The sequence below is a fragment of the Pseudomonas fluorescens Q2-87 genome, assembly GCF_000281895.1.
In the GTDB taxonomy this organism is placed as follows: Bacteria; Pseudomonadota; Gammaproteobacteria; order Pseudomonadales; family Pseudomonadaceae; genus Aquipseudomonas; species Aquipseudomonas fluorescens_S.
The window spans coordinates 2,504,586-2,518,962 of the sequence record NZ_CM001558.1; the positions used below are offsets into that span (position 1 = coordinate 2,504,586).

Annotated in this window: 14 protein-coding genes; 5 read left to right on the forward strand and 9 right to left on the reverse strand. The window is 61.3% G+C overall.

Annotated features, from left to right (window positions below; genetic code table 11):
• Positions 1-114 precede the first annotated feature (114 nt).
• Genes PFLQ2_RS16395 through PFLQ2_RS16385 form a run of 3 tightly spaced genes read right to left on the reverse strand, consistent with a single transcriptional unit; the run spans position 115 to position 4,099 of the window.
• Positions 115-2,352 carry a xanthine dehydrogenase family protein molybdopterin-binding subunit gene (locus PFLQ2_RS16395; protein WP_003180842.1) on the reverse strand — a complete coding sequence of 746 codons (2,238 nt, stop codon included), beginning with the start codon at positions 2,350-2,352 and terminating at the stop codon, positions 115-117.
• A complete protein-coding gene (locus PFLQ2_RS16390) occupies positions 2,349-2,822 on the reverse strand; it encodes a (2Fe-2S)-binding protein (RefSeq protein WP_003180845.1) in 474 nt (157 codons plus the stop codon). The genes PFLQ2_RS16395 and PFLQ2_RS16390 overlap by 4 nt, the downstream gene beginning before the upstream one ends.
• Positions 2,819-4,099: a c-type cytochrome gene (locus PFLQ2_RS16385; protein WP_371261175.1), complete on the reverse strand. Its 1,281-nt coding sequence runs from the start codon at positions 4,097-4,099 to the stop codon at positions 2,819-2,821. The genes PFLQ2_RS16390 and PFLQ2_RS16385 overlap by 4 nt, the downstream gene beginning before the upstream one ends.
• Positions 4,100-4,395: 296 nt before the next feature.
• Here PFLQ2_RS16385 and PFLQ2_RS16380 point away from each other — a divergent pair, with 296 nt between their 5' ends.
• Positions 4,396-5,595 carry an MFS transporter gene (locus PFLQ2_RS16380; RefSeq protein WP_003180848.1) on the forward strand — a complete coding sequence of 400 codons (1,200 nt, stop codon included), beginning with the start codon at positions 4,396-4,398 and terminating at the stop codon, positions 5,593-5,595.
• A gap of 100 nt (positions 5,596-5,695) precedes the next feature.
• Positions 5,696-6,610 (forward strand): LysR family transcriptional regulator, encoded by a 915-nt coding sequence (locus tag PFLQ2_RS16375; RefSeq protein WP_003180852.1) that lies wholly within the window; start codon positions 5,696-5,698, stop codon positions 6,608-6,610.
• 87 nt (positions 6,611-6,697) lie between these two features.
• Here the strand turns inward: PFLQ2_RS16375 and PFLQ2_RS16370 are convergent, their stop codons facing one another.
• The 3 genes from PFLQ2_RS16370 to PFLQ2_RS16360 are packed head-to-tail and all read right to left on the reverse strand — an operon-like array spanning position 6,698 to position 9,828.
• Positions 6,698-8,002 (reverse strand): CitMHS family transporter, encoded by a 1,305-nt coding sequence (locus PFLQ2_RS16370; protein WP_003180854.1) that lies wholly within the window; start codon positions 8,000-8,002, stop codon positions 6,698-6,700.
• A 49-nt stretch (positions 8,003-8,051) separates the two neighbouring features.
• Positions 8,052-8,780, reverse strand: a complete 729-nt coding sequence (locus PFLQ2_RS16365; RefSeq protein WP_003180855.1) for a transporter substrate-binding domain-containing protein — start codon at positions 8,778-8,780, stop codon at positions 8,052-8,054.
• Between the two features lies 1 nt (position 8,781).
• A complete protein-coding gene (locus PFLQ2_RS16360) occupies positions 8,782-9,828 on the reverse strand; it encodes an Ldh family oxidoreductase (RefSeq protein WP_003180857.1) in 1,047 nt (348 codons plus the stop codon).
• A 95-nt stretch (positions 9,829-9,923) separates the two neighbouring features.
• Between PFLQ2_RS16360 and PFLQ2_RS16355 the strand changes: the two genes are divergently transcribed.
• Positions 9,924-10,811: a LysR family transcriptional regulator gene (locus tag PFLQ2_RS16355; RefSeq protein ID WP_003180858.1), complete on the forward strand. Its 888-nt coding sequence runs from the start codon at positions 9,924-9,926 to the stop codon at positions 10,809-10,811.
• A 46-nt stretch (positions 10,812-10,857) separates the two neighbouring features.
• Here PFLQ2_RS16355 and PFLQ2_RS16350 read toward each other — a convergent pair whose 3' ends face one another.
• Positions 10,858-11,229, reverse strand: coding sequence for a winged helix-turn-helix transcriptional regulator (locus PFLQ2_RS16350; RefSeq protein WP_003180860.1), 372 nt, complete (start codon positions 11,227-11,229; stop codon positions 10,858-10,860).
• 106 nt (positions 11,230-11,335) lie between these two features.
• Here PFLQ2_RS16350 and PFLQ2_RS16345 point away from each other — a divergent pair, with 106 nt between their 5' ends.
• Positions 11,336-12,070, forward strand: a complete 735-nt coding sequence (locus PFLQ2_RS16345; protein ID WP_003180862.1) for an SDR family NAD(P)-dependent oxidoreductase — start codon at positions 11,336-11,338, stop codon at positions 12,068-12,070.
• 49 nt (positions 12,071-12,119) lie between these two features.
• Here PFLQ2_RS16345 and PFLQ2_RS16340 read toward each other — a convergent pair whose 3' ends face one another.
• Both PFLQ2_RS16340 and PFLQ2_RS16335 read right to left on the reverse strand, forming a co-directional pair.
• Complete coding sequence (locus PFLQ2_RS16340; protein ID WP_003180864.1) at positions 12,120-12,854, reverse strand: NADPH-dependent F420 reductase; 735 nt, start codon at positions 12,852-12,854, stop codon at positions 12,120-12,122.
• A gap of 32 nt (positions 12,855-12,886) precedes the next feature.
• Entirely contained in the window at positions 12,887-13,651 is a 765-nt protein-coding gene (locus tag PFLQ2_RS16335; RefSeq protein ID WP_003180866.1) for an SDR family oxidoreductase, read from the reverse strand.
• Positions 13,652-13,750: 99 nt separating this feature from the next.
• Here PFLQ2_RS16335 and PFLQ2_RS16330 point away from each other — a divergent pair, with 99 nt between their 5' ends.
• On the forward strand, positions 13,751-14,341 hold the full coding sequence (locus PFLQ2_RS16330) for a TetR/AcrR family transcriptional regulator (protein WP_003180868.1): 591 nt from the start codon (positions 13,751-13,753) through the stop codon (positions 14,339-14,341).
• The last annotated feature ends 36 nt before the right edge of the window (positions 14,342-14,377 follow it).

A 14,377-nucleotide genomic window follows, 5' to 3' on the forward strand; every position in this document is an offset into this window, starting at 1 on the left:
TTGGCGTCGGACGTTGGGTCAGGCACCGGATGACTTAAGTTAATCGGCGGGAGGCGGCTTGATAATCCGTGCAAAGCCCAACACTGCGTTGCGTGAAGCGCAACGCAGGGCAGGTCAGGAGGGCTGCTCCGAGCGGGTCAGGGGCAGGTTCAACCAGCGTCGGCCGGTGGCGTCTGCCACGGCGTTGCCGATGGCGGCGGCCATGGGACCCTGGACGATTTCGGCGGCGCCCAGGAACGGCTGTCCCGGTTGGTCGAGCAGATGAATGTCAACTTTCCTGGGCACCTGTGCAAAACGCAGGATCGGGTAGCCGCTCCAGTCGTAGCTGCGTATACCCCCGGCGTCATAGGAGACTTTTTCATACAGCGTCCAACTGGTGGATTGGACGATCCCGCCTTCGACCTGGTTGCGCAGGCCATCGGGATTGACGATCTGGCCGACGTCCACCGCCGTGACCACATGATCGACGTGTATTTCGCCGGTCTGCGGGTGTACCTGGAGACGTACCGCGATGGCGCAATAGCCCATGATGTTCTTGTACCGAGCAAACGCGAAACCGATACCGGCGCCAGGTTCGTCGCTTTTTTGCGGCCAGCCAATGGCGTCGCGAACCCGCTCCACCACGGCCCGTGCCCGGGGATCCACCAGGTGGGCCAAGCGCAAGGCAACCGGGTCGACCCCGGCCCTGGAGGCGAGCTCATCCATACACGCTTCGATCGCGAATATGTTGATGTGCGCACCCAGCGAGCGCATCGCCGAGGTGCGAAACGGCATCTGCGTGACGAAATTCATGTCGATGCGGGTGGAAGCCAGCTCGTACAGCGGCACGGCGTTGCGATCGCCATCGCCTTCAGGTTGGGCGATGGGCACCGAAGGCGCGGACGCGAACGGTCGAGCCAGCAGTCGCGCCGGCAGCAGTCGTCCGGCATTGACGATGCGTTCGTTGTGCGGCGTCGTCCACAGTTCGTAGTGCCAGTCCTGCAATCGACCTTGCGCATCCAGGTTGGCGTCGACCTCGGTGACCATCGCCGAGCTGTATGGCTCCCAGAGGTTTTCCTGCTCGCGCATCCATTGGACCCGGATCGGCATGCCCGGCATTCGCATGGCAATCAACGCGGCGTCGGCCGCCGCATCGTCTGCGCCGTTGTGGCCATAGCAGCCGGAGCCCTCGGTGTGGATACAGCGAACGCGCTCGGGAGGGAGCCGGACCATCTCGGCGATCCCGGCCCGCAACGGATACACGCCCTGGGTGTGAGTCCACACCGTGAGGGTGCCGTCCTTGAACCAGGCCACGGCGCAGGACGGGCCGATGGAGCCATGCATCAGGTATTGCTTGGTCACACGGGCCTGGTAGCGAATGTCGGTCGCGCCCTTGGCCGTGCCTTCATGGCTGATCGGATAGGGCCGTGAGGGCAGGCGCTTGAGCAACGCGTGGATGTCTGCGGATTCGGGTATGGCTTGTCCGCCGCTCCAGCGCGCCGATTCGTATCCGCTGCGCATCGCTTTGATCGCTTGCCATTCATCCCGCGCCACCACCGCAAGATAATTGCCGTCGCGAATGACCTGCACGACCCCGGAGAGCGCTTCGATCGACGCCGCATCAAAGCCCTGCAGGGTACAGCCGGGGCGGGGTGGGCGAATCACCCGAGCGTGCAGCATGCCCGGTAAACGGATGTCCTGGACAAACGCGGCGCCACCGCTGACTTTGGCGGGGATATCCAGCCGTTGCAGCGAATGGCCGATCAGTTTGAATGGCATCGCAGGCGGTGCCGGCGAATCGGATTTGGCGTAGCGATGCAGATCGACGTGCTTGACGGCGTCGGCGTAGGCCATGCGTTGTCCGCTGGGGCCGAGAATGATGCCGTCCCGGGTCGTCAACAGCGCAGGCGTGACTTCCCAGCTACGCCCCGCCGACTCCAGCAGCAGTTCACGCACTTGCGCCGCCGCGTTGAACAGCGCGGTCCCGCTGTCGAAAATACTGTGACTGCCGGCGGTGTAGCCTTCGTTGGGTGTCAGCGCCGTGTCGGCGGTGAGCAAGTTGATCGCCGACGGGGAGACTTCCAGGCGTTCAGCGGCGATTTGCAGCAGAGCAGTCTTGACCCCAGTGCCCAATTCAACCTTGCCGGTGTAGACGGTGATGCCGTCTGGGTCGACGCGGATCCAGGCATCGAGATAGGGGTTGGTGCGCAGGCTGCCGGGCAGGTCTGGAGCCAGCACCACCGTGCCAAGGGTATCGACTTCGGTGTCCGCCCATGCACGTCGCGCCGCTGGCGCCAGCGTAAATGCCACCAACAAGGCGCTCCCCCGCAAAAACGCGCGGCGGCTGTAATCGGCGGTTTTAATCCCGGTCATAAAACACTCCCGTTTTGCCTGGCAACTTGGTTGATCGCGTCGATAATTCGCAAGTGGGTGCCGCAGCGACACAGGTTGCCGGACATGTGTTCTCGGATGGTCTGTTCATCCGGATGAGGGTTGCTCTCCAGCAATGCCTGCGCACGCATCAGCATCCCGGCGATGCAGTAGCCGCACTGGGCCGCCTGTTTGTCGATGAAGGCCGCTTGCAACGGGCCGGGATGGTCGGCTGTGCCGAGGCTTTCCACCGTTCGAACCTGCTTGCCGCCAAGGCCTGCGCAAGGGGTCACGCAGGAAAATACAGGCTGGTCATCGACGATGACCGTGCAAGCGCCGCATTGTCCCAGGCCGCACCCGTACTTGGCGCCGTTGAGCCCCAGGTGGTTGCGCAGCGCATAGAGCAGCGGCATGTCGGGATCGAGGTCCAATGCGTGGGCCGAGCCGTTGACGTTGAGCGTGACTTGGGTCATTTCGTCTCCTGACGTATCGCTTCGAGAATGGGGGAAAGGTCGGTCCAGGCTTGCTCGGGTCTGGCTTGCCGGCGCAGGTAGGCGGCGATTGCGCTGAGTTGAGCGTCGTCGAGACTGTCGGCGAACGGCGGCATCACCGGTCCCGGACTGCCTGGCGTTGCGGGGATGCCTTCGAGCACGGTCTTGAGGAAATTGCGCGGGCTCGGCGCTTGCAGGGTTGAGGTACGATCCAACGGCGGACGCTCGTCGATTTCGCGCATCGGTGCGGCCGGCCCATGGCAGCCGGCACAGGCGCTGGCGAACAGCAGGGCGCCAGTGGTTTGATCGGCGGTCTCGATATTTTTGGCGCCGGGTTGGATCTCGGTGACGGCAGCCCTGGCGGGAAGACTCAGCAGGTACTCGGCGATTGCCTCTGCGTCGCCGACCGGCAAGCGCGCCAGGCTGAGGCTGACCGGACGCATCGGGCCGGCAGCAGTCCCATGTCCATCCACCACTTCGCCGCGCAGGTAGTTCACCAGTTGTTCGTTGTTCCACCCATTGGCGCGACGGCTCATGCCCAGCAGCGAAGGCGCGTCCCAGCCATCCACGGATCCGCCGGCCAGGCTTTCGCCGGACTTCTCGGCACCGATCAGGTTCAGCGGGGAATGACAGCCCGCGCAATGGCCGGGGCCTTCGACCAGGTAGCGCCCGCGGTTCCATGCCTCGGATTGCTGCGCCACTGGCGTCAATGGCTGTCCGTGCAGGAACAGCAAATTCCAGAACGACACCAGCGGCCGGATGTTCATCGGGAAATTCATACGGTTTTGCCGGGCCGGGGAGTGCACGGCCGGGCCGCTCATCAAATACCCATAGGCGTCGGCAATGTCGCCCGCCGTCATGCGCCGGTAATGAACGTACGGGAACGCCGGATACAGGAAGTGGCCATCGCGGGCGATTCCTTCACGCATCGCCCGCTCGAACGCCGGCAATGACCATTGGCCAATGCCCGTCTGCGGATCGGGTGTGAGGTTTGTGCTGTAGAGCGTGCCGAACGGCGTCACCAGAGGCAACCCTCCGGCCATGTACGGACCGCCGGGGCGCGTATGGCAGACCGCACAATCACCCGCTTCGACGACTCGCGCACCGCGTTGCAACTGCGCGGCATCGAACGTTCGCGGGCGCTCGATGGGCGCAATCGCCGGGCGCCACATCAGCAGGGCGGCACCGATCGCGCCTATCGAAGCCAGGACCGCGACGCCGATCCATAGCGGCCTGGACCTCATGGAAATGCCCATCATGAGCATTCCAGGCGCCAGGCAGGCGCGATGAACATTGAGAATGGATTCGAGGTCATGAACGGCTCCTTGGGCAACCGGGGAAGGGCGCCGATGGGAAGTCCTGCGCCGAGTGCCCAAGGGTAGAGAAGAGCCGCGCGCCGGAGTATCAGCGGATCGCGCAAAGGCCCGTTGCGCCAAGCGCAACACCGCTGGCGTTGCGTGCCGCGCATCACTGCGTTGCCGGTGCGATGGATTCTCGCAACTGACGGCGGCCCTTAGCCTTGGCATCACTTTCCCGAACCTACCGAGGTGTCATCATGCTCATGGGCAATCCCGCAGCGACGGCCAAGGCCGAACAATCCGCATCACTTTCCGGCCTGATGGTCGCGTTCCTGGCGTTCTGCTGCGGCGCGGTCGTGGCCAATCTCTATTACGCCCAGCCGATTGTCGAACTGATCGCGCCGCAGATCGGCCTGTCCAGCGCCAATGCGAGCCTGATCGTGTCATTGACCCAATTTGGCTACGCACTGGGCCTGTTGTTGCTGGTGCCGCTGGCTGACCTTGCGGAGAACCGGCGCCTGGTGGTGGGCTTCACACTCGCGTCGAGCGTTGCCCTGTTGTGTGCCGGGCTGACGCATTCGCCGTCGATATTCCTCGTATTGTCATTGCTGATCGGCCTCACATCGGTCGCGGTGCAGATCCTGGTGCCGCTGGCGGCGCACCTGGCGCCTGAAGCGACCCGTGGCCGCGTGGTGGGCAACATCATGAGCGGCCTGTTGCTGGGCATCCTGCTGTCGCGTCCGCTGTCGAGCCTGCTGGTCAACGTGTTCGGCTGGCGCGGGGTGTTCTTCAGTGCGGCGGCACTGATGGCCGTCATCGCGATGATCACTGCGGTTGCGTTGCCGCGCCGCGTGCCGACGCATCGGGCGACTTACGCGGCGCTGATCGGCTCGGTGTTCGCGCTGGCTCGGCGCCATTCGGTCCTGCGTCAACGTTCGTTGTACCAGGGATTGTTGTTCGCCAGCTTCAGCCTGTTCTGGACCCTCGCACCCATCGAGCTGATGCGTCATCACGGCTTCAGCCAGGTGCAGATTGCGATTTTTGCCCTGGTGGGCGCCGTCGGTGCCGTGGCGGCGCCTATCGCCGGACGCCTTGCCGATGCCGGCCATGGCCGTCGCGGAACACTGGTCGCGCTGCTGTTGGCGCCGGTCTCCTTGTTGATCGCTGCGCTGCCCGGCAGTGGTTACATCTGGCTTGTGGTGTGCGCGGTGCTGCTGGATTTCGCCGTCCAACTGAACATGGTGCTGGGCCAGCGCGAGGTGTATTCCATCGACCCGCACAGCCGGGCCCGATTGAATGCGGTGTACATGACCAGCATCTTCGTCGGAGGTGCCTTGGGATCGTTGGTGGCGAGCCCGCTCTATGAGCATTTCGGCTGGAGCCACTCGGCGATGGCAATCGCCGTGCTGCCTGCCTTGGCCCTGGTGATATTCATGAGCCGCAAGGCAGATGCCTGATCAACAGGCACCGAGGAGCCCGGCGAAGCACGGTCCTGCGAGACGGCGAGCGAACGGTGAGGCACAATCAGCCCCGTTCCTTTTCGACCGGACTCCGCTTATGGACAAGTTGCTGGCATTGAAGATGTTTGTTGAAACCGTGCGTTGCGGTGGTTATTCCTCTGCGGCGCGCAAACTCGGGATCTCCACGTCTTCGGTGACTCGCCAGGTGGCGGGGCTGGAAAGCGAGCTGGGCGCCAGCCTCCTCAACCGCACGACCCGCAACACCAGCGTGACCGTCGCCGGGCAAGCCTACTTTGATAAAGCCGTGGCTATCCTGGAGGCCATCGATGAAGCCGACGCTGTGGTCGCCGACCGCGGCAGCGAGGCGCAAGGACATCTGCGAATCAGTGTCCCCGTCGAGTTTGGCCGGCGAATCATCGCGCCGCATCTGGACCAACTGCTCGACCGCCATCCGGGACTGGAGATCAGCGTATCGTTGAGCGATCAGGTCGGTGACCTGTTGAGCGAGCAGATCGATGTGTCGGTGCGCCTCGGTTCGTCGGTGGTCAGCGAGGACATCGTCAGCAAACGGGTCGGGACTTTCCAGCGCTGGGTTGTTGCCAGCCCGGATTACCTCGGTCGTCACGCAATGCCGGCGCATCCCCATGATTTGCTCGGGCATCAGTGCCTGCGCTTCGATTACGGCGGATCGCATCAACACTGGACCTTCCAGGGCGACGAGCAAACCCTCCAGCTCAACGTGCACGGCCGGCTGCAAAGCAACAACGCCGACATCCTGCGCGAGGCGGCCATCGCGGGTGGCGGGGTGGCCCTCCTGGCCGACTGGCTGGTACGCGATGACGTTGCCGCAGGCCGGCTGACACGCTTGCTGGAACATTACGAAGTCAATCCCGGCAGTGCGAGCAGTTGCATCAATGCGCTGTATTTGCCCAATCACCGAGGTTCCAGTCGCATCAATGTGTTCATCGATTTTCTTGGGGAGATCCTGGGTGCTGGTGGGCTGGAGCAGTGATTGCTCCGCTGGAGTATCTTGCACCGGGTCGGGTGCGGCCAGGTCTGGGCCGAAGGCCGCTCTCGAGTGCATCGGCTGGCACTGTTCTCAAGTGAACAGCGTGATTGCCCCCGTCAGTAGCGACGCGATGGTCATTAACAGCGAGAGCACCACCGCCCACTTGATCGTGGCTCTTTGAAAGTCTCCGAGGTCTCGATCGATCATGCCGACCAGCAGTAAGGTGGACGCCACCAGCGGGCTGATCTGGTGCACGGGCTGGCCCAATACGGATGCACGAGCAATTTCCATCGGGCTGATACCGTAGGCCGCCGCCGCATGGGCAAGGATAGGCACCACGCCGAAGTAATAAGCGTCATTGGACAGCAGGAACGTCAGCGGCATGCTGGTGACTGCCACCACCAGCGGGAATAGATGCCCCCAGGACGGTGGGATAATGTGCACCATCAATTGCGCGATCGCATCGACCATCTTGGTGCCGGAAAATATTCCCGCAAACACCCCCGCTGCAAATACCAGCAGCACCACGACCATGGCATTCGCGGCGTGAGCGAGCATTCGTTCTTTCTGTAAATCCAGGCGTGGGTAGTTCATGACCAGGGCGACCACGAAGCCCAGTAGAAAACTGACCACTGAATTCAATAGCCCGGTAACGAGGCAGACCATCACCGTCAGTACGAGGATCAGGTTGGGCACCACCCTGCCTGGTTTTTTATGTTCGCCATGGCCAATGATCGAGTCGATGTAGCAATCATCGCCACCACTGGACAACGTCATGACGCCGATTCGCCGACGCTCGCGCCGTCCCAGTACGTATGCGACGTACAGCACCCCGGATGCGCCGGCGGCCATGGTGGGCAGTAGCGGGATGAAAAACTCTGCGGCATCGAGCCCCAGCACCGCGATGACGCGAGTTGCCGGCCCGCCCCATGGTGTCATTCCCCCCATCACACTCAAGGAAAGCACACAAATGCTGGCAAGGATCATGGGGTTCATCCGGATGCGCTTGTACAGCGGCAACATGGCTGCACAGGTAATCATGTAGGTGGTTGTGCCGTCGCCATCCAGCGCAGTGGTCAACGACAGGATGGCCGTGCCGAGTGCAATCTTGACCGGGTTGCCGTTCACGGCCTTCAAGATCATCTTGATCATTGGATCAAACAACCCGGCGTCAAACAGCACACCAAAAAACAGAATCGCGAACAGCAATAACGCTGCGGACGGCGCCACCATCTTGATGCCGTCGAGCATCATTTTATCGGTGGTCAGCGCAAAGCCCGCGATGATCGAAAAAATCACCGGCACCACGACCAGCGCAACGATGGGCGAAAGCCGTTTCGCCATGATCAGGTAGGTAAATACCACGACCATTGATAAACCGAGAAATGCCAACATGTCAGGTACTCTTGTTTTTATTTGTGTATGACGCCGGTGTGCGCGACCGTCAGTCAGCGACCGTGGCGCCGACGATGCCGTGACGCTTGATGGCCTCGGCCACGAAGCCGCTGGCCTTGGCCCACTCGACGAACTGGCGCAAGCGTTCAGCGGCTTCCCTGCCATACGTATGGGGAACGCCCATGGCCTGGCGGATCTGCATGAAGCTTCCTGGCAACAGACGCAGGCCGGTAAAGCGCCTGGCATCGAGCTCGAGCTGTTGCTTCACGCCCGCCGCTACATCGGCGCCCCTGGCCAGGAAGATCTCGACGACGGTGGGCGATGTGGGTGAGCGAATAATCGCGGCGCGCTTCAGTTCGCGCGTCAGGTGCAGGTCGTAAGCGCTACCTTCGCCCACCACCAGTTCGATACCTGGGTTGTCCACCTGAGCTATGTCGCCCAGGGGTGAGTCATCTCGGACCAGGTAGCAGCCTTCGATCAATACATAGGGTTCGCTAAAGGCCAGTTGTTCGGCACGAAGCGGGTCGATGGCGAAGAAGCCGAAGTCGGCCTGGCCTTGCGAAACCGCTTCCACGGACCTGCCGGCGCTCTCGAACACATGCAGCTCAAGCTGCAACCCAAGCTGCGCAGCAAAGGCCTCGGCGAGATCGACCGATACGCCGGCCGCATGTCCGCTATCGTCCAGGCGCGCGAGAATGGGGTTGCCCACATTGATCGACGCACGCAGTACGCCAGTGGCGCTGAAGAGGGCAGCAAGGTTGTCTCTTGATGGGCTCATTTCAGGCCACCCGCTTGGCGTATTGGTCCAGGAGCCGTTCGGTGGCGGCATCCATCGGCACGCCATCTTGCAAATACCGCCGCATCTTCTTCAGTTCGATCTCCCCCGGTACGATCACCGGCGATGCGGCGTCGACCGCCGGGCTTTGATGCAGGATTGTGGCGAAATCGATCATCCGCGCCTGCAACCAGGCCGGGGAGCCAAGGCGTGCGGTGTCGATCAGAATGAAAAAGTGCCCCAGGTTTTGTGGTTCTTCGGGTGCATCGACCCAGGACTTCACGTGGGTCAGATAGGCGGCGTTCGAGAGCAGACCGGCCAGCAGATCCACCACCAGGGCAAGCCCATATCCCTTATGGCCACCGATGGGTAACAGGAAGCCGTCCAACGCCGCACGGGGATCAATGGTGGGCTTGCCGTTGGCATCTGTTGCCCAGGTGTCGGGAATACTTTCCTGGCGCGCGAGGGCATTGCGGATCTTGGCGCGTGCGACCACGCTCATGGCCATGTCCAACATGAAGTGATTGCCATCCGGGTTGGGTACGCCAAACCCCAGGGGGCTATTGCCCAGGCGCGCATCACTGCCGCCTGATGGTGCGATGGTGGTGGTCGCGTTACTGCCGATGATGCTGGCGAAGCCTTGCTCGGCCGCGATGTAGGAGTACGGCGAAACTGGCCCGAAGTGATTGCTGCCGCGCGCCAGGACCAGGCCGATTCCATACTGCCTGGCAATCTTCATCCCGGCTTCCAGGGCCGTCATGCCGACCAGTGGGCCGACTGCATTGCGGCCGTCAACCCGTGCAATGGCGGGGGCCAGACTCTCTAGCGCCGGCTCGGCTGAGGCACTGATACCACCGGACGCCAAGCGCTCGCCATAGGACTCAATGCGGCTCAGACCGTGGGTGGTCAAACCGAACAGATCCGCCAGCACCAACACGTCGCAGACGAGTTCGGCAGCCTTTTGGGTCAGCCCCAACCCTTGGAAGGCCAGGCGCCCGAGTTGGCGCACATCTTCAACAGCAATAGCAGAGGGTTCGTTGTTGTTATGCATGGAAATGACTCATTGATTTCGACTGAGTTGACAGGGTGCGGGGCGGAGATTAAAAAGAGAAACGCAAATAAGAGATGGATTTATGAGGGAAGCGCATGAATTTCGATCTCGCAGATCTGCGCGGTTTTCTCGCGGTGGCCGACCTGGGCAGTTTCAGTGCTGCCGCGCAGGCGCTGCACCTGTCGCAATCGGCACTGTCGCGTCGCGTCGAAAAGCTGGAACTGGCATTGGGGGTTCAGTTGTTCGAGCGCACGACTCGCCGAGTCGAACTCTCCACCATCGGTCGTGGTTTCCTGCCGCGGGCGAGAAACGTATTGAATGAGCTAGAGAATGCGTTGATAGGTTTTCATGACTTGGCCTACCGGCTCTCGGGAGAAGTCACCATCGCGTGCGTGCCCTCGGCGGTGGCGTATTTTTTGCCAGACGTCATTCGGCAGTACCACGCCAAATATCCCGGTATCCGGGTGCGGGTCATCGATGAATCTTCATCTGCCATTTTGACCGTCGTGGCCAGGGGCGAAGCGGATTTTGGCTTGACGTACATCGGCACCCAGGATGCCGACGTGGTGTTCCAGCCTTTGCTGGAAGAGGCGTTTGTGGTTGCTCTGCAAGTCGGCCATCCGCTAAGCGAATGCGAGTCGCTGACCTGGGATGACCTGACCGGGACGGACTACATCAGCCTGGCGCAAGGCAGCGGCAACCGCTTCCTGATCGACCAGGCGCTGGCCAACCGAGATAGACGACCCAGGTCTTTTTGTGAAGTGAAGCATGTGCCCGCCCTCGTCAGCCTGGTGGAGGCAGGGCTCGGCGTTGGAGTGGTGCCCAAGTTAGCCATGCCGGCGGAGGGTCACGCGACCCTGGTCACGCGCCCGCTGACGAACCCGGCGATCAGCAGGACCCTGGGGCTGATATCGCGTCGCGGACGAGCACTCTCACCCGTGGCACAACTGCTATTTGACCTGCTGATCGCGATCAAGCAGTAACGACCTACCGGGCACCGTGTCCGACTCAGCGGTTTTCAAGCACTTGCTAGGGCAACGTGTCGCGCGTGGCGAAGATACGAGTCATTTCCGCCATGTGCTCGGTTCCCCAGGTGCATAGCGGAACGATCGCTTCAGCCAAGCTAAGACCGAGCGGTGTGAGCGCATAGTCGACACGCGGCGGCACCTCCTTGTAGTCGGTCCGAGCCAGCACGTGATCGGCCTCCAGATCCTTCAACGCCTGGATCAGCACCTTGTCGCTGACGCCCTGGACCAAGCGCTTGAGTTCGCCGTAGCGCTTCGGACCGTCGCGCAGGAAAAACAGGACCAGCGGTTTCCACTTGCCCGAGATGATGCGCAGCGTGGCGTCGAGCCCGCAGGAGAAACCGCCGGTACCGCAGGTTTGAATAGGTGTGGTCATTTGATACTTACCAAAAGGTGCATACTTGTCCGAAGGTTATCAGGTCTGCATAGTGGTCCTCAAGCAAGCGATTCCCTGCTTGCGCTCACTTTAGAGGATGTATGTCATGACCAGACTGAATGGAAAGACCGCGGTGATCACCGGTGGCGCTACCGGAATCGGCCTCGCCGCAGCAAAGCGTTTCATCGAGGAGGGCGCTTTCGTCTACCTCTTCGGCCGCCGACAGGAAACGCTCGACGCCGCTGTGGCTGAACTCGGGCCCAATGCACGCGCGGTGAAAGGCTCGGTTTGCGACCTGGCCGACCTCGACCGACTCTACGCGGCGGTAAAGGCCGAGCGCGGGACCCTCGATATCGTCTTCGCCAATGCCGGGGCGGGAAGCCCGGTTGCGCTCGGCGAGATCACCGCCGAGCACATCGATAAGACCTTCGAGACCAATGTGAAGGGCACGATCTTCACGGTCCAGAAGGCGCTGCCGCTGATGGGCCGGGGCGGTTCGATCATCCTGACCGGATCGAGCGCCGGCACCACGGGCGCTCCGGCATTCAGTGTCTACAGCGCGAGCAAGGCCGCCGTGCGCAACCTTGCGCGGACCTGGGCGCAGGACCTCAAAGGCACCGGCATTCGAGTCAACGTGCTCTCACCAGGGCCGACGGCGACCGAACTGGCGAGGGCCGCGCTAGGCGAAGAGGGCATGAAAGTCTTCGCCTCGATGAATCCGCTCCAGCGCATGGCTGATCCGGCGGAGATCGGTGCGGTGGCGGCCTTTCTTGCGTCGTCGGACAGCAGCTTCATGACCGCCAGCGAAGTCGCCGCCGACGGTGGCCTGGCGCAAATCTGACGCACTCGCTGGCCGGTCGCTCCATTTGGAGTCCCACCGGATCCGGTAGTCAGGCCGTCATTGAACGATTCGTGGCAACAATCTGTTCATGGTTGAACTGACTGCCTGGGGCCATGAACTTGTCCATCAGTGCGTCGCGGTTCAGAGGAGCTCGCACCTTGTCAGCCGCGTCCAGCGCCAGTTTAAGTTCGGGCAATGTCAACTCGGTGCAATAAGCCGGTGTGCCTGGCTGCTGACGCCACGAGTCTTCAAGGCGGCCGGCGGCCAGCGCGGCAAAGCCTGTATCCTCGACAAGGTTTTTGGCGATTGTCACTGCTTTGGGGTCATTCCCAGCAACAGGCAAGGCGATGCGCGTAGACGATCCGGCGGGTTGGCCGTTGTCGGCAAGAGTCGCTGCGAGGACGGCGTTCCATGCCTTGATGACTGGCCGACCAATTTGTTCACTTACCCAGATGCTTTCGGGCTTACCGTCGTCGACTTCTTTGATCGCACCGTCACGTCCTGGATAGTAATTGGACGTGTCGATGACGACGGTTTGTTCGGCAGCATTACCTATCGTCTGCCTGAGATCCGGGTATTTGGCGAATGGAATCGACAGGATGACGGCGTCCACGTCGGACACGGCATCTTCCTTGGTGACCGCCCGCACACCGATTTCGTGGGCAAGGTTCTGTAGGCTCTTGGGGCCCTTCGAGTTGGCCAGTTTAACGTCATGGCCACACGCTGCGAGCTTACGGGCGAGGGTAGCGCCAATGTTGCCGGCGCCGATAATTCCGATCTTCATTTTTCACTACCTCAACAATGACAGCTTCAATTTCAATCCGCCGATGGTTTGTAACTTGCAAGCATCTCCAGAACTTCATCATGGGAACCGCTCGCCTCAGCGAACCGTAATGGTTTGGCGCGTTCGACGATGAGTTCGTGCGGAGTCGGAGAGATCTTGAGCAGTTCGAACACCTCATTCAGGAACTCATCCAAAGGCATCGCGTGCTCGTCATTTTCCTGCCCGAGCAGAGTGGTCCGCACACCCGGTGGCGCAAGTTCGAGGACCTCGATCGAGGAGGCCTGTAGTTGCACCCGAAGACTTTGAGTGAACGAATGGACGGCCGCTTTGGTTGCACTGTAGGTGGGTGTCGCGGGCAGCGGGACGAATGCCAAAGCCGAGCTGACGTTGATAATCGTTGCGCTGGGTTGCTTGATCAGTTGGGGAGTAAAGGCATACACCATGCGAATCGTGCCAAGTAAGTTCGTGGTCACGGTGTCTTCGGCTGTGCCCAGGTTTTCCGGACTCGTTAGATCTTCCCAATGCATGATGCCAGCGTTGTTTATGAGGACGTTGAGATCCGGATGACTGATCGCAAGCGCCTCGCTGCTGCGCTGGATGGATTTTGGGTCGCAGACGTCCAGCAATACTGAATCGATGCCTGGATGTTCCGACACGATCTTATCGAGCAGAGCCTTGCGACGTCCCGCGATGATGACCTTGTTGCCCGCGTTGTGAAGCCTGAGCGCCAGGCCAAGGCCAAGGCCTATGCCAGAGCTTGCGCCAGTAACCAGAATCGTGTTGCCAGTGCCGTTCATAGTAAACTCCAGTGGAAATGTGCAAGCGGACAGTTGTCCATTTGCAGAACGTACCGGACAGCTGTCCGCTTTGCAATGTAAAAAGGAAAAACTTTGCTCATGACTGACGAAGTGGTGATGCGTTCTGATGCCAAGAAAAACCGGGAGCGAATTCTCGAGGTCGCTGTGGTCGAGCTGACTGCCGATCCTGCGGTACCGCTGAGCACGATCGCGAAGAAGGCTGGCGTAGGGCAGGGCACGTTCTATCGCCACTTCGCGACCCGGGAGAAATTGGTCTTCGAGGTTTATCAATTCGAGATGCAACACGTGGCCTCGTTGGCGGAGCAGCTGCTGGCCACTAAGCCACCCAAAGAGGCTCTCCGAGAATGGATGGACCACCTTGCTGAATACGCAATGACAAAGGCCGGGCTCGCGGCTGCGATACGACAAGCTGCCTCTTCCTACGAGTTTCCGGGGAAGTCGGGATACGCACCCGTCCAGACAGCCGCCGAATTGTTGTTGAGGGCCAATGAAAAGGCCGGGACGATTCGTAGCGGGGTGACTCATGACGACTTTTTCCTGGCCATTGCCGGCATATGGCAAGTCGATTCCCAAAGCGAATGGCGCCCACGTCTCGCCAGATTGATGGACTTGGTGCTGGATGGCCTATGCGTTGGCAGCCCCGAAAGCCTGAAGAAAAACAGCGAGTAGAGAACCACCCGGGTCATGCCATGTTTGAAGCGCAAT

Coding starts and splice junctions, on each gene's coding strand:
- PFLQ2_RS16365 (WP_003180855.1), bottom strand. CDS start 8,780: ATGAGCCCATCAAGAGACAACCTTGCTGCCCTCTTCAGCGCCACTGGC.
- PFLQ2_RS16360 (WP_003180857.1), bottom strand. CDS start 9,828: ATGCATAACAACAACGAACCCTCTGCTATTGCTGTTGAAGATGTGCGC.
- PFLQ2_RS16345 (WP_003180862.1), top strand. CDS start 11,336: ATGACCAGACTGAATGGAAAGACCGCGGTGATCACCGGTGGCGCTACC.
- PFLQ2_RS16350 (WP_003180860.1), bottom strand. CDS start 11,229: ATGACCACACCTATTCAAACCTGCGGTACCGGCGGTTTCTCCTGCGGG.
- PFLQ2_RS16340 (WP_003180864.1), bottom strand. CDS start 12,854: ATGAAGATCGGAATTATCGGCGCCGGCAACATTGGCGCTACCCTCGCC.
- PFLQ2_RS16335 (WP_003180866.1), bottom strand. CDS start 13,651: ATGAACGGCACTGGCAACACGATTCTGGTTACTGGCGCAAGCTCTGGC.
- PFLQ2_RS16380 (WP_003180848.1), top strand. CDS start 4,396: ATGCTCATGGGCAATCCCGCAGCGACGGCCAAGGCCGAACAATCCGCA.
- PFLQ2_RS16370 (WP_003180854.1), bottom strand. CDS start 8,002: ATGTTGGCATTTCTCGGTTTATCAATGGTCGTGGTATTTACCTACCTG.
- PFLQ2_RS16375 (WP_003180852.1), top strand. CDS start 5,696: ATGGACAAGTTGCTGGCATTGAAGATGTTTGTTGAAACCGTGCGTTGC.
- PFLQ2_RS16385 (WP_371261175.1), bottom strand. CDS start 4,099: ATGATGGGCATTTCCATGAGGTCCAGGCCGCTATGGATCGGCGTCGCG.
- PFLQ2_RS16390 (WP_003180845.1), bottom strand. CDS start 2,822: ATGACCCAAGTCACGCTCAACGTCAACGGCTCGGCCCACGCATTGGAC.
- PFLQ2_RS16395 (WP_003180842.1), bottom strand. CDS start 2,352: ATGACCGGGATTAAAACCGCCGATTACAGCCGCCGCGCGTTTTTGCGG.
- PFLQ2_RS16330 (WP_003180868.1), top strand. CDS start 13,751: ATGACTGACGAAGTGGTGATGCGTTCTGATGCCAAGAAAAACCGGGAG.
- PFLQ2_RS16355 (WP_003180858.1), top strand. CDS start 9,924: ATGAATTTCGATCTCGCAGATCTGCGCGGTTTTCTCGCGGTGGCCGAC.